The organism is Streptomyces sp. 7R007 (assembly GCF_054850255.1).
In genome coordinates, this window is record NZ_JBTWMV010000005.1 from 149,281 (window position 1) to 170,426 (window position 21,146).

The following is a 21,146-nucleotide window of genomic DNA, read 5'->3' on the forward strand; positions in this document are numbered from 1 at the left end:
GTCGTAGGGTGGCGGGATGCCGCACACCGCGTCCCCCTACCTCGCCGAAGGCCCCCGCGTGGGCATACGCCACTTCACCTACGAGGACGGCGCCGAGTTCACCGCCCGCGCCCGGGAGAGCAAGGACCTGCACCACCCGTGGCTGTTCCCGCCGGACACCGCCGCCGCGTACGCCGCCTACGCGGGCCGGCTGATCGAGGACCCGACCAAGGCCGGGTTCCTCGTCTGCGAGCGCGAGCAGGACGGCGCCATCGCCGGGTTCATCAACATCAACAACATCGTCCAGGGCGGCTTCCAGTGCGGCGCGCTCGGCTACGGCGCCTTCGCGCACGCCGCCGGGCGCGGGCTGATGCGCGAGGGGCTGGACCTCGTCGTCGGGTACGCCTTCGGGCCGATGCGGCTGCACCGGCTGGAGATCAACGTCCAGCCAGGCAACGCCGCCTCGATCGCCCTCGCCCGCTCCTGCGGGTTCCGCCTGGAGGGCTTCTCGCCCGACATGATCTACATCGACGGGGCCTGGCGTGACCACGAACGCTGGGCGGTCACCGCCGAGATGCGGGCTTCACGTTGATCTTCATCGTGTCGAGGTCCGTGACGGTCGACCGCAGGGCGCCGAAGCCGTAGCCCAGGCCGCGCAGCGCGGTCTCGGCGCGGTCCTCGGCGATCGCCGCCGCCATCTCCTCGCCGTCCGCCGCGTCCGACACCACCACGTACCGCAGCGAGAAGTGCTTCAGCGGCCGCGGCTCGTACGACAGCGAGCCCTCCTCGGTGAACCGCATGCTCGTCATGCCGTGGTCGGCGGCCTCGGCGAGCAGCCGCTCCCGGGCCTCGTCGGTCAGCCCCTCCCACGTGCCCCGGACGATCACCCGGTACGTGTGCTGCTCGCTCATCCCCGCACTCCCGTGTCCACGACGTCGAACGCCCGACTGTACGTCGGGGACGACGGATCGCACACGCGGTTTTCCGCGGGGTGCCCGACCCCCGCCTTTGCGTAATCCTGACCGGTGGCTCCCCTGGTCAGCGCACCGGCGAGCGGCTTCCATGGTGATCGTGACGACGATCCGACGTGAGGTACTGACGCTGCCGGCAGCGGAGTTGGGACCGGACAACCCGCTCCCCCCGCTGCGGCTGCCGCACGAGGCGCACGGCATCGACGGCCGGGACAAGGAGGACCTGCCCCGCGACATGGCCCGGCAGATCGGGTACGGGCCGCTCACGAGCGTGCTGCCCACGCGGGTGCGCGACGGATACGGGCGCGTGCGCGAGCCCCGCCCGATCGACACGCTCGTGATCGAGAACGAGCGGCTGAAGGCCACCGTCCTGCCCGGCCTCGGCGGCCGCGTCGCCTCCCTCCTGCACAAGCCGACCGGACGTGAACTGCTCTACCGCAACCCGGTGTTCCAGCCCGCGAACTTCGCCCTCAACGGCGCCTGGTTCTCCGGCGGCATCGAGTGGAACATCGGCGCCACCGGCCACACCACCCTCCCCTGCGCCCCGCTGCACGCGGCCCGCGTCACCGCCCCCGACGGCGGCGAGATGCTGCGCCTGTGGGAGTGGGAACGCCTGCGTGACCTGCCCTTCCAGGTGGACCTGTGGCTGCCGGAGGGTTCGGACTTCCTGTACGTCGGCGTCCGCGTCCGCAACCCGCACGAGAGGCCGGTGCCGACGTACTGGTGGTCCAACACCGCCGTGCCCGAGGAGCGGCGCGTCCTCGTCCCGGCCGAGGGGGCCTGGACGTTCGACTACGGGCGACGGCTGCGCAAGGTGCCCGCGCCCTCGCACCCCGAGATCCGGCACCTCCCGCACGCCGCCGACTACTTCTACGACCTGCCCGACGACCGGCGCCGGTGGATCGCCGCCCTCGACGCGGACGGGCACGGGCTGGTGCAGACCTCCACCGACCCGCTGCGCGGCCGCAAGCTCTTCGTCTGGGGCCGGGGGCCCGGCGGGCGCCGCTGGCAGCAGTGGCTCACCGAACCCGGCACGGGCGGCTACTGCGAGATCCAGGCCGGGCTCGCCCGCACCCAGCTGGAGCACGTACGGCTGGAGGCGGAGAGCGAGGTGTCGTGGCTGGAGGCGTACGGCCCGCTGAGCGCACCCGGAGACGCCGACGAGGCGGAGGCGCGGCTCGAAACCGCCCTGCCGCGCGCCGACGTCGACGCCGCGTACGCCGCCTGGCAGCCGCACGCCGACACCGAACCCGGCGAGGTCCTCGCCACCGGCTCCGGCTGGGGCGCCCTCGAAGTGCTGCGCGCCGGCTGGAAGCTGCCGGGCACACCGTTCGAGGAGTCCACCCTCGGCGAGGAGCAGGAGCCCTGGCTGCACCTGCTGCGCGCCGGCTCCCTCCCCGAACCGCGCCGGGTCCGGCCGCCCGGCCCGACCCTGGTCGCCCCGCACTGGCGGGACATGCTGGAGACGGCGCCCGCCACGCCGCTGACCGAGTACCACCTCGGCGTCGCCCAGTGGCACGCCGGCGACCGGGCGCAGGCGGTGCGCAGCTGGGAACGCGCCCTGCAACTGGCGCCCTCCCTGTGGCCGTTGCTGCGCTGCCTCGCCGTCGCCGACCGGGAGAGCGGCAACCACGAGCGGGCCGCCGACCGGTACGCCGAGGCCTTCGACGACCTGTGCGCCGAGCGGCGCGACAACGGCGCCTCGTGGACGGCGGCCACGGCCGCGCTCGGCCGCGAGGCCATCGAGGCGCTGCTCGCCGCCGGGCGGACGGCCCAGGCGCGCGCGGTGTGGGACCGGCTGCACGCCGGGATCCGGGCGCGGGGGCGGTTCCGGCTCATCGAGGCGGAGTTGCTGCTCGCGGAGGGGCGGCCGGAGGAGGCGCGGGACGTCTTCCGCGCCGGGTTCGAGGTCGCCGATCTGCGCGAGGGCGCCGAGGCCATCGGCCGGCTGTGGGAGCGCGTCGCCGACGAACCGCTGCCGCCGCACCACGACTTCCGCATGCGCCCCGCCGACTGACCGGGGCGGCCGGCGCGGTCAGAGCGCCGGCTTGCGGTCCACGTACTCGTAGACGGCCCCGTCCGGATGCATCGCGATCAGGTTGCGGCCCACCGGCGTCGGCACCGGGCCCGCGATGATGCGGGCCCCGAGTTCGCTGAGCACCCGGTGGGCCTCGTCGACGTCCTTGACGGCGATGGTGGCGGCCACCTTGCGCAGCACCTCCAGCTCCGCCTCCGGCCCGCTCATCAGCAGGAAACAGCCGACCGCGGCCACCTGGACGCCACCGCGTTCGAAGCGCAGGGCTCTGCCGCCCGCGAGCCGTTCGTAGAAGGGGACCGCGGTCTCCAGGTCGTCGACGCAGACGCGCAGCGTGGCTCCCAGAATGTCCATGGGGACGAGCCTAGTTGCGGCGGCCGGGCGAGGAGATCGTTTCACAAGATCACCGCGCCCGGCCGCCGGGAGGCGCAGGTCAGCCCATGGCCTTGCGTACGACGTCACGCGTGCGGTCGACGACGGCCGCCACCGGTCCCACCGCCAGGTTCTTCACGGCGGTGTCGGTCCCCGGGTGCGGGCGGGTCGGCGCGAGCGCCTCGGCCGCCTGCACCGCGCGGGCCAGGGCCTCCAGCTTGCCGCGGTCGGCGATCCGGTCGAAGCGCGCGAACTCGTGGCGCTCCTCGCTGTCGGCGTGCGCGAGCACGTCCTGGCGCAGGGCCGCGAACTCCTGGAGGAAGCGCGGCGAGTCCGGATCCATGTCGTCCAGCCGGGCCAGCGCGCGCTTGGCCTTCTCCTCCTCCTCGATCCGCTCCCGGACGACGGACTCGCCGTCCTCGATGTGGCTGCGGGCGAAGGGATGGACGACCTCTTCCTCGGCGGTCTCGTGCACCGCGAGGAGGTGGACGAGGTCGTGGAAGTGCCGCTTGCGGTCCTCGCCCCTGGTGTTCGCCACCTCGTCGAACAGTTCCCTGATCCGCGTGTGCTGCGCGATGAGCAGCTCCACCACGTCGGTGCGTTGCGTCATCCTCTTGTCTTCCCTCGGAGTAGGGGGTTGCGGACCGCCCGGGTACCCGGGCGCGGACGGGCTCACGGACCGTTTCCGGCCGTGACGGCACGGCGTTATGCGCACGTGCGTGCGGGTACCCGAAGGCCATGGAAGGCTTGGATCACCTGGAGCATCTCGACAAGCACCTGGTCGACGAACTGGCGCAGGTCGCGCGCGAGACCATACGCGAGGAGCTGCGCGAGCAGACGCGAAAGCAGCGGCGTACGGCGATGCTGTACGCGGCCTCCGGCGCCGCCGCGCTCTACGCGGGCGCGGCCCTCGCGCTGGCCGTGGGCCTGGCTCTCGCCCTCGGGCTGCCCGACTGGGCCGCCGCCCTGATCACCGCGGCGATCCTCGGGGCCGCCGCCTACGTGCTGCGCGGCGCCGCCCACCCCGCCGCGTCCCGGCCGACGCCGGAGCGCGAGGCGGAGCTCGCCGCCGCGCAGGGCGACCGGGTCGTCGGCGGCCGGGCGCCCGCCACGCCCCCGACCGGCCTCGGCACGCCGTACCCGCCGATGCCGCCGGTCGCACCGGGCGGCGCGGCCGGAGCGGCGGGCGCGCCCGTCACCGGGACCACGGCACCCGGGACGGAGGCACCGGCGCCGCGCCCGGACGACATCGACCCCGAGCAGCCGCACCACCGGGCGTGATGCGTGGTGCGCAGGCGTTGGGGCGTACCGCTGTCGCAGGGCCGCAAGGCCGTCGTCGTGACGGGGGCCAGCGGCGGCGTGGGGCGGGCCACGGCCGTGGCCTTCGCCGCGCGGGGCGACCGGGTCGCCCTGCTGGCCCGGGGACGCGAGGGCCTGGCCGCGGCGGCCGACGAGGTGCAGCGGGCCGGGGGTGAGGCGCTCGTCGTGCCCGTGGACATGGCCGACGCGAAGGCGGTCGAGGACGCGGCGCAGAAGGTCGCCGACACGTTCGGGCAGATCGACGTGTGGGTCAACAACGCCTTCACCGGCGTCTTCGCGCCGTTCACCGAGATCTCGCCGGACGAGTTCCGCCGGGTCACCGAGGTGACGTACCTGGGCTTCGTCTTCGGCACCCGGGCCGCCCTCAGGCACATGCTGCCGCGTGACCGGGGCACGATCGTGCAGGTCGGCTCGGCGCTCGCCTACCGCGGCATCCCGTTGCAGTCGGCGTACTGCGGGGCCAAGCACGCCATCCAGGGCTTCAACGAGTCACTGCGGTGCGAGCTGCTGCACTCCGGCAGCAAGGTGCGCACCACGATGGTGCAGCTGCCCGGCGTCAACACCCCGCAGTTCGACTGGGTGTTGAACCGGATGTCCGGCCCGGCCCGCCCGGTGGCGCCGGTGTACCAGCCGGAGGTGGCGGCCCGGGCGATCGTCCACGCGGCCTCGCACGCCCGCCGGCGCGAGTACTGGGTGGGCGGCTCCACGGCGGCCACACTGATCGCCAACGCGGTGGCGCCGGGACTGCTGGACCGGTACCTGGCGCGGACCGCCTTCGACTCCCAGCAGGACGAGGGGGAGCGCAGCGAACTCGCCAACCTCTGGGCACCGGTGGACGGCCCGCACGGACGGGACTTCGGCGCCCACGGCCGCTTCGACGACGAGGCGGTCTCCGACAGCCCGCAGGACTGGATCTCCCGCAACCGCACCCGGATGGGCGCGGGCCTGGTCGCCGCCGGGCTCGGCGCCGCGGTCACCGCGGGGCTGCGCCGCAGGCGGACCTGAGCGAGCGGGGAGGGGCCCAGGCCCAGGGGCGGACCGGGTCGGTGATGAGACGCCCACCCGGCTCAGCCCACCCGGTAGTCCTCCACGTCCTGTGCGCGCAGCGTCAGCCCGTGGCCGACCCCGCACACCGGCCGCACCGTGCCGCCCGCCGGGTCCAGGGCCCCGTCGAAGAACATGTCCTCGATGCGGACGTGGTCGTGGAACCACTCCATGTGGCGGATGTTGGGCAGCGAGGCGGCGGCCGCGGCGTGCGCGTGCGGGGCGCAGTGGGTGGAGACCTCCACGCCGTGCGCCTGGGCCAGGGCGGCGGCGCGCAGGAACTCCGTGATGCCGCCGCAGCGCGTCGCGTCGATCTGGAGGCAGTCGACCGCGCCGGCCGCGAGCATCCGGGCGAAGTACGGCAGGTCGTAGCCGTACTCGCCGGCCGTGACGTCGCAGACCAGCGCGTCGCGGACCAGGCGCAGACCGGTCAGGTCGTCCGAGGAGACCGGCTCCTCGAACCAGCCCACCCCGTGCTCGGCGAGCGCGTGACCGACCCGGACCGCCTGCTTGCGGGTGTACGCACCGTTCGCGTCGACGTACAACTCGGCCTCGGCGCCGACGACCTGGCGGGCGGCGCGGACCCGGGCCAGGTCGCGGCTCACCTCCCGGCCCCAGCTCTCCCCGATCTTGATCTTCACGCGCGGGATGTGCTGCCCGTGCACCCAGCCGCCGAGCTGGGCGGCCAGATGGGTGTCGTGGTACGTGGTGAAGCCGCCGCTGCCGTAGACGGGGACGCGTTCGCGGCACACGCCGAGCAGCCGGGCGAGGGGCAGTTCCAGCAGCCGGGCCTTGAGGTCCCACAGCGCGATGTCCAGGGCCGAGATCGCGCACGCGGCGATGCCCGGACGGCCCGCGTTGCGGACCGCGCGGCACATCGCGTCGTGCGCGGCGGGGATGTCGAGGGCGCTGCGGCCCTCCACGAGCGGGGCGAGCTCGGCGCGCAGGAAGTCGCCGACCGCCGCCGGTCCGTACGTCCACCCCGTGCCGGTCGCGTCGCCCGTCGTCACCTCGGCGACCACGACCGTCGTGGAGTCCCAGGCCAGCGTGCCGTCCGCCTCGGGGGCGTCGGTCGGCACGGTGTACACGGACACGACAGGGCGGTGGAGTTTCATCGGCGCACCCCTCAGGCATGCTGCAGCTGCGGCAGCACCTTCGTCCGGTAGAAGTCGAAGAAGCCGCGCAGGTCGGGGCCGATCTGGTTGACGTAGACCCGGTCGAAGCCCGCGTCGGCGAACTGCCGGAGCTCGGCCACGTGCTCGTCGACGTCGTCGCCGCAGACCCGGCTCTCGCGCACCATGTCCTCGGTCACCAGCTGCTGCGCCTGCTCGAAGTGCTTCGGCGAGGGCAGCACCTGGGCCAGCTCGCCCGGAAGCTGCTCGTTGGCCCACAGCCGGTGCACGGTCCGCACCGCCGCCTCCTTGTCGAGGTCGTAGCAGACCTTGGTGCCGCCGCTGACCAGCTTTCCGCCACCGCCGCCCTTGCGGTACTGCTCCACCATCGACGCGTCCGGCTGGATGGTGATGTAGCCGTCGCCGACCCGGGAAGCCAGCTGCGTGGCGGCCGGGCCGAAACCGGAGATGTCGATCGGCACGGGCTCGTCGGGCACGGTGTACAGGCGGGCGTTCTCGACCGTGTAGTGCGGGCCGTGGTGGTTGACCTCCTCGCCGGTGAACAGCCGGCGCATCACCTGGATGGCCTCCTCCAGCATCTCCAGGCGCACGTGCGCGGGCGGCCAGTGGTCGCCGAGGATGTGCTCGTTGAGCGCCTCGCCGGAGCCGACACCCAGCCGGAAGCGGCCGTCGGTCATCACCGCGCTGGTCGCCGCGGCCTGCGCCACCACCGCCGGGTGCATCCGCACCGTCGGGCAGGTCACCGCCGTCTCGATGGGCAGCGACACCGCCTCCGACAGGGCGCCGATCACCGACCACACGAACGGACTCTGGCCCTGCTCGTCGTTCCACGGGTGGTAGTGGTCGGAGATCCACAGCGCCTGGAACCCGGCCTGCTCGGCCATCCGCGCCTGTTCGATCAGCTCCGCGGGGCCGTACTGCTCGCAGGAGAGGAAGTAGCCGTACTCGGGCATGGGGGGTTGCCTCCGCGACGTCGGCGGTTGGTGTCCAGGCCCGGGTACCCGGCGGCCGGAGCGGAAACCGGCGCACGTTTGGCGGCCCTGACCAGGGGGACGCGGAAGGCTCCGTACGACGTACGCGACAGCGCCGGAGGCGACCGTGGCTCGACCCCGCATCGTGATCGTCGGTGCCGGCTTCGCCGGGTACCAGACGGCCCGCACCCTGTCCCGGCTGGTGCGGCACAGGGCCGACATCACCCTGCTCAATCCGACCGACTACTTCCTGTACCTGCCCCTGCTGCCCCAGGTCGCGGCCGGGATACTGGAGCCACGCCGGGTCACCGTCTCCCTCTCCGGCACCCTGCCGCACGTCCGGCTGGTGCTGGGCGAGGCCGACGCGATCGACCTGGACGCCCGTACCGTGCGCTACACGGGACCGGAGGGCGACAGCGGCACCCTGGCCTACGACCGGCTCGTGCTCGCCGCCGGCAGCGTCAACAAGCTGCTGCCCATCCCGGGCGTCGCCGAGCACGCGCACGGCTTTCGCGGGCTGCCCGAGGCCCTGTACCTGCGCGACCACGTGACCCGGCAGATGGAGCTCGCGGCGACCGCGGACGACCCCGGGACCTGCGCCGCGCGCTGCACGTTCGTGGTGGTCGGCGCGGGCTACACCGGTACCGAAGTCGCCGCGCAGGGAAAGCTGTTCACCGACGCCCAGGTGCGCAGGCATTCGCTGCGCAAGGGCATGAAACCGCGCTGGCTGCTGCTCGACATCGCCCCACGCGTGCTGCCCGAACTCGACGAGCGGCTCTCGCGCACCGCCGACCGCGTGCTGCGCGAGCGGGGTGTCGACGTGCGCATGGGCACCTCCGTGAAGGAGGCCACGCGGGACGGAGTGCTGCTGACGGACGGGGAGTTCGTCGCCACCCGCTCGCTGGTGTGGTGCGTGGGCGTACGGCCCGATCCGCTCGCCGACTCCCTCGGGCTGCCGATGGAACGCGGCCGGCTGCTCGTCGACCCGCACCTCCAAGTGCCGGGCCGCGCCGAGCTGTTCGCCTGCGGGGACGCGGCCGCCGTGCCCGACCTGGACAAGCCCGGCAGCTACACGCCGATGACGGCCCAGCACGCCTGGCGGCAGGGCAAGGTCGCCGCCCGCAACGTGGCCGCCTCCCTCGGGTTCGGCGACCGGCGGCCCTACCGTCACCGTGACCTGGGGTTCGTCGTGGACCTCGGCGGGGTGCAGGCCGCCGCCAATCCGCTCGGCGTGCCGCTGTCCGGCCCCCTCGCCGGTGCGGTCACCCGCGGCTACCACCTCGCCGCGATGCCCGGCAACCGGGTGCGGGTCGCCGCCGACTGGGTGCTCGATGCCGTACTGCCGCGCCAGGCCGTGCAGTTGGGGCTCGTACGGTCGTGGTCGGTGCCGCTGGACACGGCTTCGCCGGAGCTGGCGCGGGTGCCGGGCCGGCCGGCGGAGGAGTCCCGCACCAAGGCCGCCACGGGGCCCGGCGCGGCGACGGCCGAGGACACGGAACCGGACCCCGAGGCCGCGAAGGGCCAGGACGCTGCCGAGCCGGCGAAGAACCAGCCGGGCCCCGAGCCGGCGAAGACCCAGCCGGGCCCCGAGCCGGCGAAGACCCAGCCGGGCCCCGAGCCGGCCAGGGACCAGCCGGGCCCCGAGCCGGCCAGGAACCAGCCGGGCCCCGAACCGGCCAAGGAGCAACCAGGCGGTGAGCCGGCGAGGAACCAGCCCGCCTCCGACCCCGCCGGGAACCGCCCCGCCGGGGACCGTACCGAAGCCCCCGGTCCCGTTCACCGTTCCGACACCACCGCGGAAGGAGACTCATGAACACCGCCGAACTCGTCGAGCTCGGGCAGCAGTTGAGGGTGGACAGCGTGCGGGCGGCGGCCGCCGCGGGGTCCGGGCATCCGACCTCCTCGATGTCCGCCGCGGACCTGATCGCCGTCCTCCTGGCGCACCACTTCCGCTACGACTTCGACCGCCCCGCCCACCCCGGCAACGACCGCTTCGTGCTGTCGAAGGGGCACGCCTCCCCGCTGCTGTACTCGGCCTACAAGGCGGCCGGCGCCGTCGACGACGCCGAGCTGCTCAGCTTCCGCAAGCTCGGCAGCCGCCTCGAAGGGCATCCGACCCCGCGCCGGCTGCCGTGGGTGGAGACGGCCACCGGCTCGCTCGGCCAGGGCCTGCCCGTCGGCGTCGGCATCGCGCTGTCCGGCAAGCGGCTGGACCGCACCGGCTACCGCGTGTGGGTGCTGTGCGGGGACAGCGAGCTGGCCGAGGGCTCGGTCTGGGAGGCCGCCGAGCACGCCGCGTACGAGCACCTCGACAACCTCACCGCGATCGTCGACGTCAACCGGCTCGGCCAGCGCGGACCGACCCGGCACGGACACGACCTGGACGCCTACGCCCGCCGCTTCCAGGCGTTCGGCTGGCACACCGTCGAGATCGACGGACACGACGTGGACGCGATCGACCGCGCCTACGGCGAAGCCGTCTCGACCACCGGCCAGCCCACCGTCATCCTGGCCCGCACCCTCAAGGGCAAGGGAGTCGAGGCGGTCCAGGACCGCGAGGGACTGCACGGCAAGCCGCTGCCGGACGCCGACGAGGCGATCGCCGAGCTCGGCGGGGAGCGGGACGTCAGGGTGCGGCCGCACGAGCCGCCGGCCGCCCGCATGCTGCACTCCGTGCGCACCGGGAACCTCGACCTGCCCCGCTGGGAGAAGGGCGACGAGGCGGCCACGCGCAACGCCTACGGGCAGGCGCTGGCGGCGCTCGGCACCGCACGCGGGGACGTCGTCGCCCTGGACGGCGAGGTGAGCGACTCCACGCGGGCGGAGTTCTTCGCCAAGGAGCACCCCGAGCGCTACTTCGAGTGCTACATCGCCGAGCAGCAGATGGTCGCCGCCGCGGTCGGGCTCGCCACGCGCGGCTGGGTGCCGTACGCCTCCACGTTCGCCGCCTTCCTGACGCGGGCGTACGACTTCGTGCGCATGGCCTCGATCAGCGGGGCCGGCATCAACCTCGTCGGCTCGCACGCGGGCGTGGCGATCGGGCAGGACGGGCCCTCCCAGATGGGCCTGGAGGACCTCGCGATGATGCGGGCGGTGCACGGCTCGACCGTGCTGTACCCCTGCGACGCCAACCAGACCGCGAAGCTGGTGGCCGCCATGGCCGGCTGCGAGGGCGTCCGCTACCTGCGCACCTCGCGCGGTGAGAGCCCGGTGATCTACGGCCCCGACGAGGAGTTCCCGATCGGCGGCAGCAAGGTGCTGCGCTCCTCCGGCACCGACCGGCTGACGATCGTCGCCGCGGGCGTCACCGTGCACGAGGCGCTGGCCGCCGCCGACGCGCTGGACCGCGAGGGCATCCAGGTACGGGTCGTCGACCTGTACTCGGTCAAGCCCGTCGACCGGCTCACCCTGCGCCGGGCCGCCGAGGAGACCGGCTGCCTGCTGACCGTGGAGGACCACCACGAGGAGGGCGGCCTCGGGGACGCCGTCCTGGACGCCTTCCTCGACGGGCGGCCCGTGCCGCGGCTGGTGCGGCTCGCCGTGCGCGGCATGCCGGGCTCGGCCTCCCCGGACGAGCAGTTGCACGCCGCCGGCATCGACGCCGAGTCGATCGCCGCCGCCGGGCGGCTGCTGGTGGAACAGGCGGTCGTGCCGTGAGCGGCGACGAGGTGCGCAGGGTGCGGGCCGGGCGCCGTACGGTCGACGTCCACCGACCGGACAAGGTGCTCTTCCCGGGCGACGGCGCCGCCAAGGAGTACACCAAGGGCGACCTCGTCGACTACTACCGCTCCGTCGCCGCGTTCATGCTGCCGCACCTGCGCGGGCGGCCCCTGATGCTGGAGCGGCACCCCGACGGCCTCGGCGGCCCCCGTTTCATGCAGAAGAACACCCCGGACACCTACCCGGAGTGGGTCACCCGCGTCGAGGTGGCCAAGGAGGGCGGCACCGTCTGCCACACCGTGTGCGACGACGTGGCCACCCTCGTCCTCCTCGCCGACCAGGCCGCGCTCACCGTGCACCGCTGGCTGTCCAGGGTGGGCCGCCTCGACCACCCCGACCGCATGGTCTTCGACCTCGACCCGGCCGGCGACGACTTCGCCGCGGTCCGCGAGGCGGCCGCGCAGCTGGGGGAGCTGCTCGACGAGCTCGGGCTGCCCTCCGCGCTGATGACCACCGGCTCGCGCGGCCTGCACGTGGTCGTCCCGCTGGACGGCCGGCACGACGTCGACGAGGTGCGGGCGTTCGCCCGGGACGTCGCCGAGACCCTCGCCGCCGCCCACCCCGACCGGCTCACCACCGCCGCCCGCAAGAAGGACCGCGGCGAACGGCTCTACCTCGACGTCGGGCGCAACGCCTACGCCCAGACCGCGGTCGCCCCCTACACCGTGCGGGCCCGCCCCGGCGCGCCGGTCGCCACGCCGATCGCCTGGGAGCAGCTGGACGACCCCGCCCTGAGCGCCCGGCGCTGGACCATCGCCGACGCCGTCGAGCAGGCCCGCACCGACCCCTGGGCCGGAGCCATGAGCCGGGCGCGTGCCCTCGGACCGGCCCGGCGCAGGCTCGACGCGTTGCGTGGGTGATGCACGTACCTGCGGCCCCGCTCCAAGGTTTGTTCGACGCCTACGCGGCCACACGGAGTGAGAGGTGGCCATGACGAACACAAAAAACACATCAGAATCGCAGAATTCACGGAATTCCCCCGAGAAGGAAGAAAACGGCACGGAAGAGAACGGCACGCAGGAGAGCCGGCCGGGCCCGATGGAGGTGCTGCGGCACGCGCGCACCCAGCTCGCGGAGCTGACGGGCATGGCCGCCGAGAGCGTCTCCTCCTTCGAGCAGACCGAGGACGGCTGGTCGCTGGAGATCGAGGTCCTGGAGCTGTCCCGGGTGCCCGACACGATGAGCCTGATGGCGAGCTACCAGGTCGATCTCGACCCGCAGGGGCAGCTCACCGGCTACCGGCGCGTTCGCCGCTACGAACGCGGGCGGGCCGACTCACACAGGCCGGGCGGTCGCTAGGCCGCCCTTCCGAAGCAACCGTTTAACCCACCACAGCGAAGGAGGCACGGTCGGCATGACCGTTGTCCCGGCACAGCAGACCGGCGGCGGAGGCGGCACCAGCGGTCTCTACGACGTTCTGGAGCTCGTCCTCGACAGGGGGCTGGTCATCGACGCGTTCGTCCGGGTGTCGTTGGTAGGCATCGAGATCCTGAAGATCGACGTGCGGGTCGTGGTGGCCAGCGTCGACACCTATCTGCGCTTCGCCGAAGCGTGCAACCGGCTCGACCTGGAGGCCGGGCCGCACAAGAGCCCGGGCCTGCCCGACATGGTCGGCGAGATCACCGAGTCCGGCGCGCGCGGCAAGTCCAAGGGCGCCCTGTCGGGTGCCGCCCAGACCATCTCCGACGCCTTCAAGCAGGCCCGTGAGGAGGGTTCGGGCGAGTCCGAGTCCCGGCCCAGGGCCCGCAAGAGCACGTCGGCGCGCAGGAAGGAGGAGCAGGAGTGAGCACGTACGTGTACGGCATCACCGCGAGTTCCCATCCCGCCCTGCCCAAGGACATGGGCGGCGTGGGCGAGCCGCCCATGCCGGTGCGCGTCCTCAAGGAAGGCGACCTCGCGGCCGTCGTCAGCGACGCCCCCGAGGGGCTGCGCCCCAAGCGCAGGGACCTGCTCGCCCACCAGAACGTGCTCGCCGAGGCCGGTGCGGCCGGAGCGGTGCTGCCCATGCGGTTCGGCAGCATCGCCCCCGACGACGAGACGGTCACCGGTGTGCTCGCCGAGCGCGCCGACCACTACAAGGAACGTCTGCAGGCCCTCGACGGCAAGGTCGAGTACAACGTCAAGGCCGTGCACGACGAGGAGGCCGTGCTGCACCGGGTGATGTCCGAGAACCCGGAGATCCGCTCCCTGACCGAGGCCAACCGACAGGCGGGCGGCGGCAGTTACGAGGAGCGGCTCAGGCTCGGCGAGATGGTCGTGTCCGCCGTGAAGGCCCGCGAGGCCGAGGACGCGGCCGAGGTGCGCCGCGCGCTGGAGGAGGCCGCGGCCGACGTCAGCGTGGGCCCCGAGTCCACCGGCTGGCTGGCGAACGTCTCCTTCCTGGTGGCGCGCGACTCGGCGGAGACGTTCCTGGGCGCGGTGGAGCAGCTGCGCAAGAGCCATCCGCACCTGGATCTGCGGGTCAACGGCCCGCTGCCGCCCTACAGCTTCGTCGAACCCGGTCCGGCCGAGCCGGCCGGCAGCACGGCGGGCGCGGAGAGCACCGAGGGGTGAGCCGTGGGACTGCTCAAGGAGGTCGTCCTGCTGCCGTTCGCCCCGGTGCGCGGCAGTGCCTGGGTGATCGGACAGGTGCTGGACGAGGCGGAGCGGATCTACTACGACCCCGCCACCGTCAGGGCCGAACTGGCGCAACTGGAAGAGCAGTTGGAGGCGGGTGAGATCGACGAGGAGGAGTTCGACCGCCGGGAGGACGAGCTTCTCGACCGACTGGAGACAGGTCTGCGCGGTGGCGCGGCCCCAGGGGACGGGACGACACGATGAACCGAGTGGGACTCGGCCTCGCGGTAGGGGCCGGGTACGTCCTCGGACGTACCAAGAAACTGAAAATGGCGTTCGCGGTCGGCACGCTCGTGGCCGGCAAGCGGATGAATCTGAGCCCGCGGGCGGTCGCCGACCTGGTGTCCCAGCAGCTGCTGAAGAACCCGCAGTTCAAGGAGATCGGGGACCAGCTGCGCGAGGACCTGCGCGGGGTCGGCAAGGCGGCCTCGGGCGCCATGGTGGAACGGCAGATCGACGCTCTCGCCGACCGTCTGCACGGACGGACCGCCCAGGTCCGCGACCAGCTCTCGGGCGTGACCGACAAGGCGCCGGACCTCGGCCTCGACGAGGACGAGGACGAGGAGCCGGAGGAGGAGCGCGACGAGGAGCCCGCGGGCGCCCGCGAGGACGAGGAGCCCGCCGGCTCCGATGAGGCCGACGGCGGGGACGAGGACGAGGAGGAGTCCGGTTCCGAGCCGGCCGCGGCCGAGGGGACCGCCAAGAAGGCGGCGAAGAAGGCCCCCGCCAAGAAGGCGCCGGCGAAGAAGGCCGCGGCGAAGAAGGCCCCGGCGAAGAAGGCCCCGGCCAAGAAGACCGCGGCGAGCACGGCCAAGAAGACCGCCGGGAAGAAGACGGCCGCCGCCAAGCGGGCCGCCGGCGGTGCCCGGGCCCGGCTGCCGCGAGGAGGCGGTGAGCGATGACCGAGACACTCGGGTCGGCCACCGGAGCGGCTCGTGGGGCCGCCAAGCAGAACCCGCTGACCGACGTCACCCACAGCGAGGCCGCCGACCGGCTCAAGGCCGAGGTGCAGGAGTACCTCGCCGCGCAGGCCCTGCGCGTGCTGACCGGCATGGGCCGCAAGCTCGGCGAGACCACGGTCAAGCTGAACGACATCGCCGAGGGCAACAGCCCCGGCTTCGCCAAGCTCGCCCTCGAAGGCGGACGCAAGATAGCCGAGGGCAAGGGGCCGCTGCGCAGCGCCCTGGAACTCGGCGCCTCCCGCGCCAAGGAGAACGTCATGGGCGCCCTGAAGAACCTGGGGGGCAAGGGGGGCGGCCGCAAGCGCGGCGCGGGCAGCAAGCCCACCGTCATCATCGAGTCCGTCGACGTGGGCGTGCCGCTGCGCACCGCCTACGACCAGTGGACGCAGTACCAGGAGTTCTCCACCTTCGCCAAGGGCGTCAAGAGCGCGAGCCGCGCCGACGACACCGACTCCGACTGGCAGCTGAAGGTCTTCTGGTCCAACCGCAGCTGGAAGGCGCACACGATCGAGCAGGTGCCGGACGACCGCATCCACTGGACGTCCGAGGGCGCCAAGGGCACCACGAAGGGCGTCGTCTCCTTCCACGAGCTCGGCGACAACCTCACCCGCGTGCTGCTGGTCATCGAGTACTACCCCAAGGGCCTGTTCGAGAAGACCGGCAACATCTGGCGCGCCCAGGGCCGCCGCGCCCGGCTCGACCTGAAGAACTACGTCCGCTACATCACCCTCAAGGGCGAGGCGGAGGACGGCTGGCGCGGCGAGATCCGCGACGGTGAGGTCGTCCGCAGCCACGAGGACGCCGTCGCCGAGGAGCAGGAGGAGCAGGAGCGGCAGGGCGAGGACGAGGAGTACGAGGGCGAGGACGAGTACGAAGGCGAGGACGAGGCGGAAGAGGCCGACGAGGACGAGGAGGCCAGGGGCGAGGACGAGGACGAGGAGCCCGAGGCGGAAGAGGAGCCCGAGGAGGAGCCCGAGGGCGAGTACGAGGACGAGGGTGAGTACGAGGAGGAAGAGGAGCCCGAGTACGAGTACGCCGAGGGCGGGAGCCGTCGATGACGATGTCCAGCCGGATGCCCGAGCCCTACGGCTCCAACGGCAGCGCCAACCTCGCCGACATCCTGGAACGCGTGCTCGACAAGGGTGTGGTCATCGCCGGTGACATCCGGATCAACCTGCTCGACATCGAGCTGCTGACCATCAAGCTGCGGCTCATCGTCGCCTCGGTCGACAAGGCGCGCGAGATGGGTATCGACTGGTGGGAGACCGACCCCGCGCTCTCCTCGCGCGCCCGCCGCGACGAACTCGCAAGAGAGAACGCCGAGCTGCGCGAGCGGCTCGGCCAGCTGGAGCCCGGCCACGAGCCCGCCCGCGAGAAGGAGGAGGGATCATGACCGGGTTGCGGTACGTCTACGCCGTCTGCCGCCCCTTCGGCACGCCCCTGCAGGCCCAGCTGACCGGAGTGGCGGGCGACCCGCCCAGACTCCTCGCCCACCGCGGCCTGGTCGCCGTGGTCAGCCACGTGCCGGAGCGGGACTTCTCCGAGGAACCGCTCCGCAGGCATCTGGAGGACCTGGACTGGCTCACGGCGGTGGCCAGGGCCCACCAGGGCGTGATCGACGCGCTCACCGTCGTCACCACGCCGCTGCCGCTGCGCCTGGGCACCGTCTTCCGGGACGACAGCGGCGTACGCGTGATGATGGAGGCACGCGAGGAGGACTTCCGGCGCACCCTGGAGCGGCTGGCGGGCCGGGTGGAGTGGGGCGTCAAGGTGTACGCCGAGCCGCAGCCGGAGGAGACCGGCGCGCCGGCGAAGCCGGCCTCGGGCCGGGACTACCTGCGCCAGCGGCGGATGCGGATGCACTCGCACGAGGAGATGTGGCAGCAGACCGAGCGGTTCGCCGACCGGCTGCACACCGCGCTCTCCTCGTTCGCCGAGGACTCCCGGCTGCACGCCCCGCAGAATCCGGCGCTGTCCGGAGTCTCCGGACGCAATGTTCTCAATGCCGCTTACCTGGTGTCGCGCGACGATTCCGAGGAATTCGTGGAACTGGTGGACCGGACCAAGGACGAAACAAAGGCGGACGGCCCCGGAATTCGAGTGGAACTCACCGGGCCGTGGGCGGCCTATTCCTTTGCGGGCGAAGAGGCTTCGGGACCTGCGGGAGAGGAATCGTGACCGTCGTCGAACGCCGTGAGATCGCCCTCGTGGACCTGCTCGACCGGCTGCTGGCCGGCGGCGTCGTCATCACGGGGGACATCACCCTGCGCATCGCGGACGTGGACCTCGTCCGCATCGACCTGAACGCTCTGATCAGCTCGGTGAACGAGCAGGTGCCGTCACCGTTTGGGGAGTTGACATGACCGCCCGCCGAGGACGGCTGGACCTGGAACCCGACACCGTCGAGCGCGACCTCGTCAAGCTGGTGCTGACCGTCGTGGAGCTGCTGCGTCAGCTGATGGAGCGGCAGGCGGTGCGCCGCTTCGACACCGGGGAGCTCACCGAGGAGCAGGAGGAGCGCATCGGGCTCACCCTCATGCTCCTGGAGGACCGCATGACCGAACTGCGCGAGCGGTACGGACTGCGGCCCGAGGACCTGAATCTGGACCTCGGGCCGCTGGGACCGCTGCTTCCTCGTGACTGACCTACCACCTGTACCAGCGGCCCCTGCCGCCCGCTGCCGTGGTGCCGCGTACCAGGAATCCCAGAAGCCACACCACGAGCACAGCGAGTGCAATCCACCAGAGCGCCTTCAGTGCGAATCCCGCACCGAAGAGAATCAGCGCCAGAAGCAAAACGAGCAGAATGGCGACCATAATGTGAACCTCCTGCACTCCGGGTTTCCCGAATGTGGAGATTCAGGCGTCCTTACGGCACAGAATTTCTCCGTGCAGAACGCCGAACCAGCCGTCCTCCTGCCGCCCCCACTCCCGCCAGGCCTCGGACACGGCCGTCAGTTGCTCCCGCGTCGCGTGGCCCCCCTCGATCGCCTGCCCGGCGTACGCGGACGCCAGGGTGCGCTCGGCCCACAGGCCGCTCCACCAGGCCCGCTCCTCGGGCGTGGCGAAGGTCCAGGTGCTGGAGGTCGCCGTGACGTCGGTCAGGCCCGCCCGCAGCGCCCATGACCTCAGCCGCCGCCCCGCGTCCGGCTCGCCGCCGTTGGCCCGGGCGACCCTGCGGTACAGCTCCAGCCAGTCGTCCATCCCCTGGGACGCCGGATACCAGGTCATGGCCGCGTAGTCCGAGTCGCGGACGGCGATGAACCCGCCCGGTTTCGTCACCCGCTTCATCTCGCGCAGCGCCCGCACGGGATCGCCGACGTGCTGCAGCACCTGGTGGGCGTGGACGACGCAGAAGGTGTCGTCGGGGTAGTCCAGGGCGTGCACGTCGGCGACCGCGAAGTCGACGTTGGCCAGGCCGCGCGCGGCGGCCGTCTCACGGGCCCGGTCCAGCACCCCGGGTGCCTGGTCGACGCCGGTGACGTGGCCGTCGGGCACCAGGGCCGCCAGGTCGGCGGTGATGGTGCCCGGACCGCAGCCGATGTCCAGGACCTTCATGTGGGGCTTCAGCGAACCGAGCAGGTACGCCGCGGAGTTGGCGGCGGTCCGCCAGGTGTGCGAGCGCAGCACCGAGGCGTGGTGCCCGTGCGTGTAGACGGCGGTCTCCTGCGGTTCCGACATGACTGAACTCCCCTGTTCGACACGGAGCCGGGACAGGATCACCGTACGCGCGCATGTCGGATGATGAGACCCGTGTTTCACATATTGGACTGACGGACTGTCAGCCCTGCCGGTTCCCGGGTGCGGGGCGGTACACGCTGAGCGCCTCGGGGAGCTTCTCCAGCGTCACCTCGCCGTCCACCTCGGTGACCTCGCCGTCGTGGGCGAGGAGCGTGCCCGGGGCGACACCGGTCAGGTGCAGCCGGCCCACTTGCACGGCCGCGTGGGCGGGGGAGCGGGTGAGCGGGCCCGCGAGGGCCGCCGCCAGCAGCCGCAGTGCGGGCCGCCGGCCGCCGTGCACCACCCGGACGTCCAGCAACCCGTCGGCGAGGTCGAGCCGCCGGCCGGGCGCGAGGCCCACGCGGTGGTAGGTGCCGTTGCCGACGAACAGCAGCCACAGCGGGCGGGGCCGGCCGTCGAACTCGGCCTCCAGCGGATGCCGGCCCGCGCGCAGCACCCGCAGCGCCCCCAGCACCCCCGCCGGCCAGTTCCCGATCCGTCGTGCCCAGCGCTCCCGCTCCCGCACCAGCTCCGGATACACGCCCAGGCTGCATGTGTTGAGGAAGACGCCCTCCTTCTCCCCGCACACGAACCGTCCGACGTCCACCCGCACCGCCTCGCCCAGGCGCACGGCCCGGGTCAGATCGCGCACGTCCTCCACGCCCAGGTCCAGGGCGAAGTGGTTGAGCGTGCCGCCGGGCAGCACCGCGAGGGGCAGGTCATGGCGCAGGGCGACCTCGGCCGCGGTGTTGACCGTGCCGTCGCCGCCGCACACCCCGAGCACCTGCGCCCGGGCCGCCGCCTTCTCCAACTCGGCCCGCACGTCCGCCGGTTCGCACTCGACGAACTCGGCGCCCGGCAGGCTGTCGTGCAGCGCGCGCACCCGGTCGGCGGTGCCCGCGGCCCGGTTGGCGACCACGACCATGCCCTCGCCGTCCGCCAGCGCGGGAGCCTCGGCGCGCGGCCGGGCCGGCGGCAGGCCGCCCGCGCGGGTGGGCACCATGCCCCGTACGGCGAAGGCGGCGCCGGCGCCCAGGGCCGCGCCGGCGAGCACGTCGCTCGGGAAGTGGACGCCGGTGTAGACCCGGGACAGCGCCACCGACCAGGCGACCGGCCCCACCGCCGCGCCCCAGGCCGGCGACTCCAGCGCCACGCCGGTCGCGAAGGCCGCCGCCGACGCGGCGTGCCCGGACGGGAACGACGTCGTGATCGGCTGCCGCTTCAACTGCCGCACCAGCGGCACCGGGTCCAGGACCGGCCGGGGCCGGCGCACCGAGCGCTTGCCGAGGGTGTTGATGGTCAGCGAGGCCAGGCCCAGGGAGGCCAGCCCGCGGACGGCGGCCCGGCGGGCCCGCGGGGTACGACTCGCGGCCATCGCCGCCGCCGTCGCGAACCACAGCACCCCGTGGTTCGCGCTGCGGCTCAGCCGCGGCAGGACGGGTTCGGCGTACGGCCAGTGCCGCTCGGCGGCGAACTCGAACAGGCGGCAGTCCAGGGCCAGCAACCGGTCGCGCAGCACGTGGCGACCGGGCGTGGGCACGGTGAGGTCGACGTCTGGGCTCATAGCCTCGCGGGTACCCTGAGGTGGCCGTTTCCTGCACGTCGGACGGTGCCCGACACCCGGAGGCCCCTGCATGCGTCTGCTCCTCGTCCGCCACGGTCAGACCCCGACCAACGTCGACTACCTGCTGGACACCGCCGTCCCGGGGCCGGGCCTGACGGCGCTCGGCGAACAGCAGGCCGCGGCGCTGCCGCAGGCGCTCGCCGACGAGTCCGTCGACGCGCTGTACGCCTCCACGCTGGTGCGCACCCAGCTGACCGCCGCGCCGCTGGCCGCCGCCCGGGGCCTCGACGTCCGTGTGCGGGACGGCATCCGGGAGCTGTCCGCGGGGGACCTGGAGATGCTGCCGGGCGACTCCGAACAGGGGCTGCTCTACATGAAGACGGTGTTCGCCTGGGCGGCCGGCGAGACGGACCTGCGGATGCCGGGCGGGGAGAGCGGCGCGGAGGCGCTCGCGCGCTACGACGCGGTGGTGGAGGAGGCGGCCCGCAGCGGGGCCGGGACGGTGGTGATGGTCAGTCACGGCGCGGCGATCCGCATGTGGACGGCGGCCCGGGCGGACAACGTGGATGTGCCCTTCGCCGCCGGGCACCCCTTGGCGAACACCGGTGTGGTGGTGCTGGAGGGGTCGCCGGAGGACGGGTGGAAGGCGGTCTCGTGGGAGGGGGCCGTGGTCGTTCCCGCGGGGGAGGGCGGGCCGGCGGGCGAGGCGATGGACGGGGACGCACGGTAGGGGCACCCCG

The 21,146-nt window shown here is 73.1% G+C and carries 26 protein-coding genes; 18 read left to right on the plus strand and 8 right to left on the minus strand.

What is annotated here, in order from left to right; genetic code table 11:
- Positions 1-16 precede the first annotated feature (16 nt).
- Positions 17-571: a GNAT family N-acetyltransferase gene (locus tag ACYF6T_RS08980; protein WP_461694936.1), complete on the plus strand. Its 555-nt coding sequence runs from the start codon at positions 17-19 to the stop codon at positions 569-571.
- On the opposite strand, the gene ACYF6T_RS08985 is transcribed toward ACYF6T_RS08980, so the two are convergent.
- Positions 543-890 carry a DUF6204 family protein gene (locus ACYF6T_RS08985; protein WP_461694937.1) on the minus strand — a complete coding sequence of 116 codons (348 nt, stop codon included), beginning with the start codon at positions 888-890 and terminating at the stop codon, positions 543-545. The two genes, ACYF6T_RS08980 and ACYF6T_RS08985, sit on opposite strands and share 29 nt — an antisense overlap.
- A 151-nt stretch (positions 891-1,041) precedes the next feature.
- On the opposite strand from ACYF6T_RS08985, the gene ACYF6T_RS08990 reads away from it, so the two are divergent.
- Positions 1,042-2,967, plus strand: coding sequence for a DUF5107 domain-containing protein (locus tag ACYF6T_RS08990; protein WP_461694939.1), 1,926 nt, complete (start codon positions 1,042-1,044; stop codon positions 2,965-2,967).
- Between the two features lie 18 nt (positions 2,968-2,985).
- Here ACYF6T_RS08990 and ACYF6T_RS08995 read toward each other — a convergent pair whose 3' ends face one another.
- Together ACYF6T_RS08995 and ACYF6T_RS09000 are read right to left on the minus strand one after the other, a co-directional pair.
- Positions 2,986-3,339: a VOC family protein gene (locus tag ACYF6T_RS08995; protein WP_461694941.1), complete on the minus strand. Its 354-nt coding sequence runs from the start codon at positions 3,337-3,339 to the stop codon at positions 2,986-2,988.
- Between the two features lie 79 nt (positions 3,340-3,418).
- Positions 3,419-3,967, minus strand: coding sequence for a hemerythrin domain-containing protein (locus ACYF6T_RS09000; RefSeq protein ID WP_461694942.1), 549 nt, complete (start codon positions 3,965-3,967; stop codon positions 3,419-3,421).
- Between the two features lie 128 nt (positions 3,968-4,095).
- Between ACYF6T_RS09000 and ACYF6T_RS09005 the strand changes: the two genes are divergently transcribed.
- Entirely contained in the window at positions 4,096-4,638 is a 543-nt protein-coding gene (locus ACYF6T_RS09005) for a phage holin family protein (protein WP_461694944.1), read from the plus strand.
- Between the two features lie 30 nt (positions 4,639-4,668).
- Positions 4,669-5,682 carry an SDR family oxidoreductase gene (locus ACYF6T_RS09010; protein ID WP_461695182.1) on the plus strand — a complete coding sequence of 338 codons (1,014 nt, stop codon included), beginning with the start codon at positions 4,669-4,671 and terminating at the stop codon, positions 5,680-5,682.
- Between the two features lie 62 nt (positions 5,683-5,744).
- Here the strand turns inward: ACYF6T_RS09010 and ACYF6T_RS09015 are convergent, their stop codons facing one another.
- Both ACYF6T_RS09015 and ACYF6T_RS09020 read right to left on the minus strand, forming a co-directional pair.
- Positions 5,745-6,836, minus strand: a complete 1,092-nt coding sequence (locus ACYF6T_RS09015) for an enolase C-terminal domain-like protein (RefSeq protein WP_461694945.1) — start codon at positions 6,834-6,836, stop codon at positions 5,745-5,747.
- Between the two features lie 11 nt (positions 6,837-6,847).
- The gene (locus ACYF6T_RS09020; RefSeq protein WP_461694947.1) at positions 6,848-7,807 is read right to left on the minus strand and encodes an LLM class F420-dependent oxidoreductase; all 960 of its coding nucleotides are present in this window, start codon (positions 7,805-7,807) and stop codon (positions 6,848-6,850) included.
- A 145-nt stretch (positions 7,808-7,952) separates the two neighbouring features.
- Between ACYF6T_RS09020 and ACYF6T_RS09025 the strand changes: the two genes are divergently transcribed.
- The 13 genes from ACYF6T_RS09025 to ACYF6T_RS09085 all read left to right on the plus strand — a co-directional run bounded on the left by ACYF6T_RS09025 (position 7,953) and on the right by ACYF6T_RS09085 (position 17,767).
- The gene (locus ACYF6T_RS09025; RefSeq protein WP_461694948.1) at positions 7,953-9,638 is read left to right on the plus strand and encodes an NAD(P)/FAD-dependent oxidoreductase; all 1,686 of its coding nucleotides are present in this window, start codon (positions 7,953-7,955) and stop codon (positions 9,636-9,638) included.
- The gene (locus ACYF6T_RS09030) at positions 9,635-11,482 is read left to right on the plus strand and encodes a transketolase (RefSeq protein ID WP_461694950.1); all 1,848 of its coding nucleotides are present in this window, start codon (positions 9,635-9,637) and stop codon (positions 11,480-11,482) included. The genes ACYF6T_RS09025 and ACYF6T_RS09030 overlap by 4 nt, the downstream gene beginning before the upstream one ends.
- On the plus strand, positions 11,479-12,405 hold the full coding sequence (gene ligD, locus ACYF6T_RS09035; protein ID WP_461694951.1) for a non-homologous end-joining DNA ligase: 927 nt from the start codon (positions 11,479-11,481) through the stop codon (positions 12,403-12,405). The genes ACYF6T_RS09030 and ligD overlap by 4 nt, the downstream gene beginning before the upstream one ends.
- Positions 12,406-12,475: 70 nt before the next feature.
- Entirely contained in the window at positions 12,476-12,844 is a 369-nt protein-coding gene (locus ACYF6T_RS09040; protein WP_461694953.1) for a gas vesicle protein GvpO, read from the plus strand.
- A gap of 55 nt (positions 12,845-12,899) precedes the next feature.
- Positions 12,900-13,331, plus strand: coding sequence for a gas vesicle structural protein GvpA (locus ACYF6T_RS09045; protein ID WP_461694955.1), 432 nt, complete (start codon positions 12,900-12,902; stop codon positions 13,329-13,331).
- The gene (locus ACYF6T_RS09050; RefSeq protein ID WP_461694957.1) at positions 13,328-14,098 is read left to right on the plus strand and encodes a GvpL/GvpF family gas vesicle protein; all 771 of its coding nucleotides are present in this window, start codon (positions 13,328-13,330) and stop codon (positions 14,096-14,098) included. Before ACYF6T_RS09045 ends, ACYF6T_RS09050 begins: the two co-directional genes overlap by 4 nt.
- 3 nt (positions 14,099-14,101) lie before the next feature.
- On the plus strand, positions 14,102-14,365 hold the full coding sequence (locus ACYF6T_RS09055) for a gas vesicle protein GvpG (protein ID WP_461694959.1): 264 nt from the start codon (positions 14,102-14,104) through the stop codon (positions 14,363-14,365).
- Positions 14,362-15,063, plus strand: a complete 702-nt coding sequence (locus ACYF6T_RS09060; protein WP_461694961.1) for a DNA primase — start codon at positions 14,362-14,364, stop codon at positions 15,061-15,063. The genes ACYF6T_RS09055 and ACYF6T_RS09060 overlap by 4 nt, the downstream gene beginning before the upstream one ends.
- The gene (locus ACYF6T_RS09065; RefSeq protein ID WP_461694963.1) at positions 15,060-16,181 is read left to right on the plus strand and encodes an SRPBCC family protein; all 1,122 of its coding nucleotides are present in this window, start codon (positions 15,060-15,062) and stop codon (positions 16,179-16,181) included. Before ACYF6T_RS09060 ends, ACYF6T_RS09065 begins: the two co-directional genes overlap by 4 nt.
- Positions 16,178-16,516 carry a gas vesicle protein gene (locus tag ACYF6T_RS09070; protein ID WP_461694964.1) on the plus strand — a complete coding sequence of 113 codons (339 nt, stop codon included), beginning with the start codon at positions 16,178-16,180 and terminating at the stop codon, positions 16,514-16,516. The genes ACYF6T_RS09065 and ACYF6T_RS09070 overlap by 4 nt, the downstream gene beginning before the upstream one ends.
- Complete coding sequence (locus ACYF6T_RS09075) at positions 16,513-17,301, plus strand: GvpL/GvpF family gas vesicle protein (RefSeq protein WP_461694966.1); 789 nt, start codon at positions 16,513-16,515, stop codon at positions 17,299-17,301. Before ACYF6T_RS09070 ends, ACYF6T_RS09075 begins: the two co-directional genes overlap by 4 nt.
- On the plus strand, positions 17,298-17,486 hold the full coding sequence (locus ACYF6T_RS09080; protein WP_461694968.1) for a gas vesicle protein: 189 nt from the start codon (positions 17,298-17,300) through the stop codon (positions 17,484-17,486). Before ACYF6T_RS09075 ends, ACYF6T_RS09080 begins: the two co-directional genes overlap by 4 nt.
- Entirely contained in the window at positions 17,483-17,767 is a 285-nt protein-coding gene (locus ACYF6T_RS09085; protein WP_461694970.1) for a gas vesicle protein K, read from the plus strand. Before ACYF6T_RS09080 ends, ACYF6T_RS09085 begins: the two co-directional genes overlap by 4 nt.
- Before the next feature lies 1 nt (position 17,768).
- On the opposite strand, the gene ACYF6T_RS09090 is transcribed toward ACYF6T_RS09085, so the two are convergent.
- The 3 genes from ACYF6T_RS09090 to ACYF6T_RS09100 all read right to left on the minus strand — a co-directional run bounded on the left by ACYF6T_RS09090 (position 17,769) and on the right by ACYF6T_RS09100 (position 20,406).
- Positions 17,769-17,939, minus strand: a complete 171-nt coding sequence (locus tag ACYF6T_RS09090) for a hydrophobic protein (protein WP_461694972.1) — start codon at positions 17,937-17,939, stop codon at positions 17,769-17,771.
- 42 nt (positions 17,940-17,981) lie between these two features.
- Positions 17,982-18,803 carry a class I SAM-dependent methyltransferase gene (locus ACYF6T_RS09095; protein WP_461694974.1) on the minus strand — a complete coding sequence of 274 codons (822 nt, stop codon included), beginning with the start codon at positions 18,801-18,803 and terminating at the stop codon, positions 17,982-17,984.
- 100 nt (positions 18,804-18,903) lie between these two features.
- Entirely contained in the window at positions 18,904-20,406 is a 1,503-nt protein-coding gene (locus ACYF6T_RS09100) for a phosphatase PAP2 family protein (protein WP_461694976.1), read from the minus strand.
- A gap of 70 nt (positions 20,407-20,476) precedes the next feature.
- Here ACYF6T_RS09100 and ACYF6T_RS09105 point away from each other — a divergent pair, with 70 nt between their 5' ends.
- On the plus strand, positions 20,477-21,136 hold the full coding sequence (locus tag ACYF6T_RS09105; protein WP_461694977.1) for a histidine phosphatase family protein: 660 nt from the start codon (positions 20,477-20,479) through the stop codon (positions 21,134-21,136).
- Positions 21,137-21,146 lie beyond the last annotated feature (10 nt).

What these genes read in the sequence shown, in the direction of transcription:
- ACYF6T_RS08980 (WP_461694936.1), top strand. Translation starts at nt 17, where the DNA reads ATGCCGCACACCGCGTCCCCCTACCTCGCCGAAGGCCCCCGCGTGGGC.
- ACYF6T_RS08985 (WP_461694937.1), bottom strand. Translation starts at nt 890, where the DNA reads ATGAGCGAGCAGCACACGTACCGGGTGATCGTCCGGGGCACGTGGGAG.
- ACYF6T_RS08990 (WP_461694939.1), top strand. Translation starts at nt 1,042, where the DNA reads ATGGTGATCGTGACGACGATCCGACGTGAGGTACTGACGCTGCCGGCA.
- ACYF6T_RS08995 (WP_461694941.1), bottom strand. Translation starts at nt 3,339, where the DNA reads ATGGACATTCTGGGAGCCACGCTGCGCGTCTGCGTCGACGACCTGGAG.
- ACYF6T_RS09000 (WP_461694942.1), bottom strand. Translation starts at nt 3,967, where the DNA reads ATGACGCAACGCACCGACGTGGTGGAGCTGCTCATCGCGCAGCACACG.
- ACYF6T_RS09005 (WP_461694944.1), top strand. Translation starts at nt 4,096, where the DNA reads ATGGAAGGCTTGGATCACCTGGAGCATCTCGACAAGCACCTGGTCGAC.
- ACYF6T_RS09015 (WP_461694945.1), bottom strand. Translation starts at nt 6,836, where the DNA reads ATGAAACTCCACCGCCCTGTCGTGTCCGTGTACACCGTGCCGACCGAC.
- ACYF6T_RS09020 (WP_461694947.1), bottom strand. Translation starts at nt 7,807, where the DNA reads ATGCCCGAGTACGGCTACTTCCTCTCCTGCGAGCAGTACGGCCCCGCG.
- ACYF6T_RS09030 (WP_461694950.1), top strand. Translation starts at nt 9,635, where the DNA reads ATGAACACCGCCGAACTCGTCGAGCTCGGGCAGCAGTTGAGGGTGGAC.
- ACYF6T_RS09040 (WP_461694953.1), top strand. Translation starts at nt 12,476, where the DNA reads ATGACGAACACAAAAAACACATCAGAATCGCAGAATTCACGGAATTCC.
- ACYF6T_RS09045 (WP_461694955.1), top strand. Translation starts at nt 12,900, where the DNA reads ATGACCGTTGTCCCGGCACAGCAGACCGGCGGCGGAGGCGGCACCAGC.
- ACYF6T_RS09060 (WP_461694961.1), top strand. Translation starts at nt 14,362, where the DNA reads ATGAACCGAGTGGGACTCGGCCTCGCGGTAGGGGCCGGGTACGTCCTC.
- ACYF6T_RS09065 (WP_461694963.1), top strand. Translation starts at nt 15,060, where the DNA reads ATGACCGAGACACTCGGGTCGGCCACCGGAGCGGCTCGTGGGGCCGCC.
- ACYF6T_RS09070 (WP_461694964.1), top strand. Translation starts at nt 16,178, where the DNA reads ATGACGATGTCCAGCCGGATGCCCGAGCCCTACGGCTCCAACGGCAGC.
- ACYF6T_RS09075 (WP_461694966.1), top strand. Translation starts at nt 16,513, where the DNA reads ATGACCGGGTTGCGGTACGTCTACGCCGTCTGCCGCCCCTTCGGCACG.
- ACYF6T_RS09085 (WP_461694970.1), top strand. Translation starts at nt 17,483, where the DNA reads ATGACCGCCCGCCGAGGACGGCTGGACCTGGAACCCGACACCGTCGAG.
- ACYF6T_RS09090 (WP_461694972.1), bottom strand. Translation starts at nt 17,939, where the DNA reads ATGGTCGCCATTCTGCTCGTTTTGCTTCTGGCGCTGATTCTCTTCGGT.
- ACYF6T_RS09095 (WP_461694974.1), bottom strand. Translation starts at nt 18,803, where the DNA reads ATGTCGGAACCGCAGGAGACCGCCGTCTACACGCACGGGCACCACGCC.
- ACYF6T_RS09100 (WP_461694976.1), bottom strand. Translation starts at nt 20,406, where the DNA reads ATGAGCCCAGACGTCGACCTCACCGTGCCCACGCCCGGTCGCCACGTG.
- ACYF6T_RS09105 (WP_461694977.1), top strand. Translation starts at nt 20,477, where the DNA reads ATGCGTCTGCTCCTCGTCCGCCACGGTCAGACCCCGACCAACGTCGAC.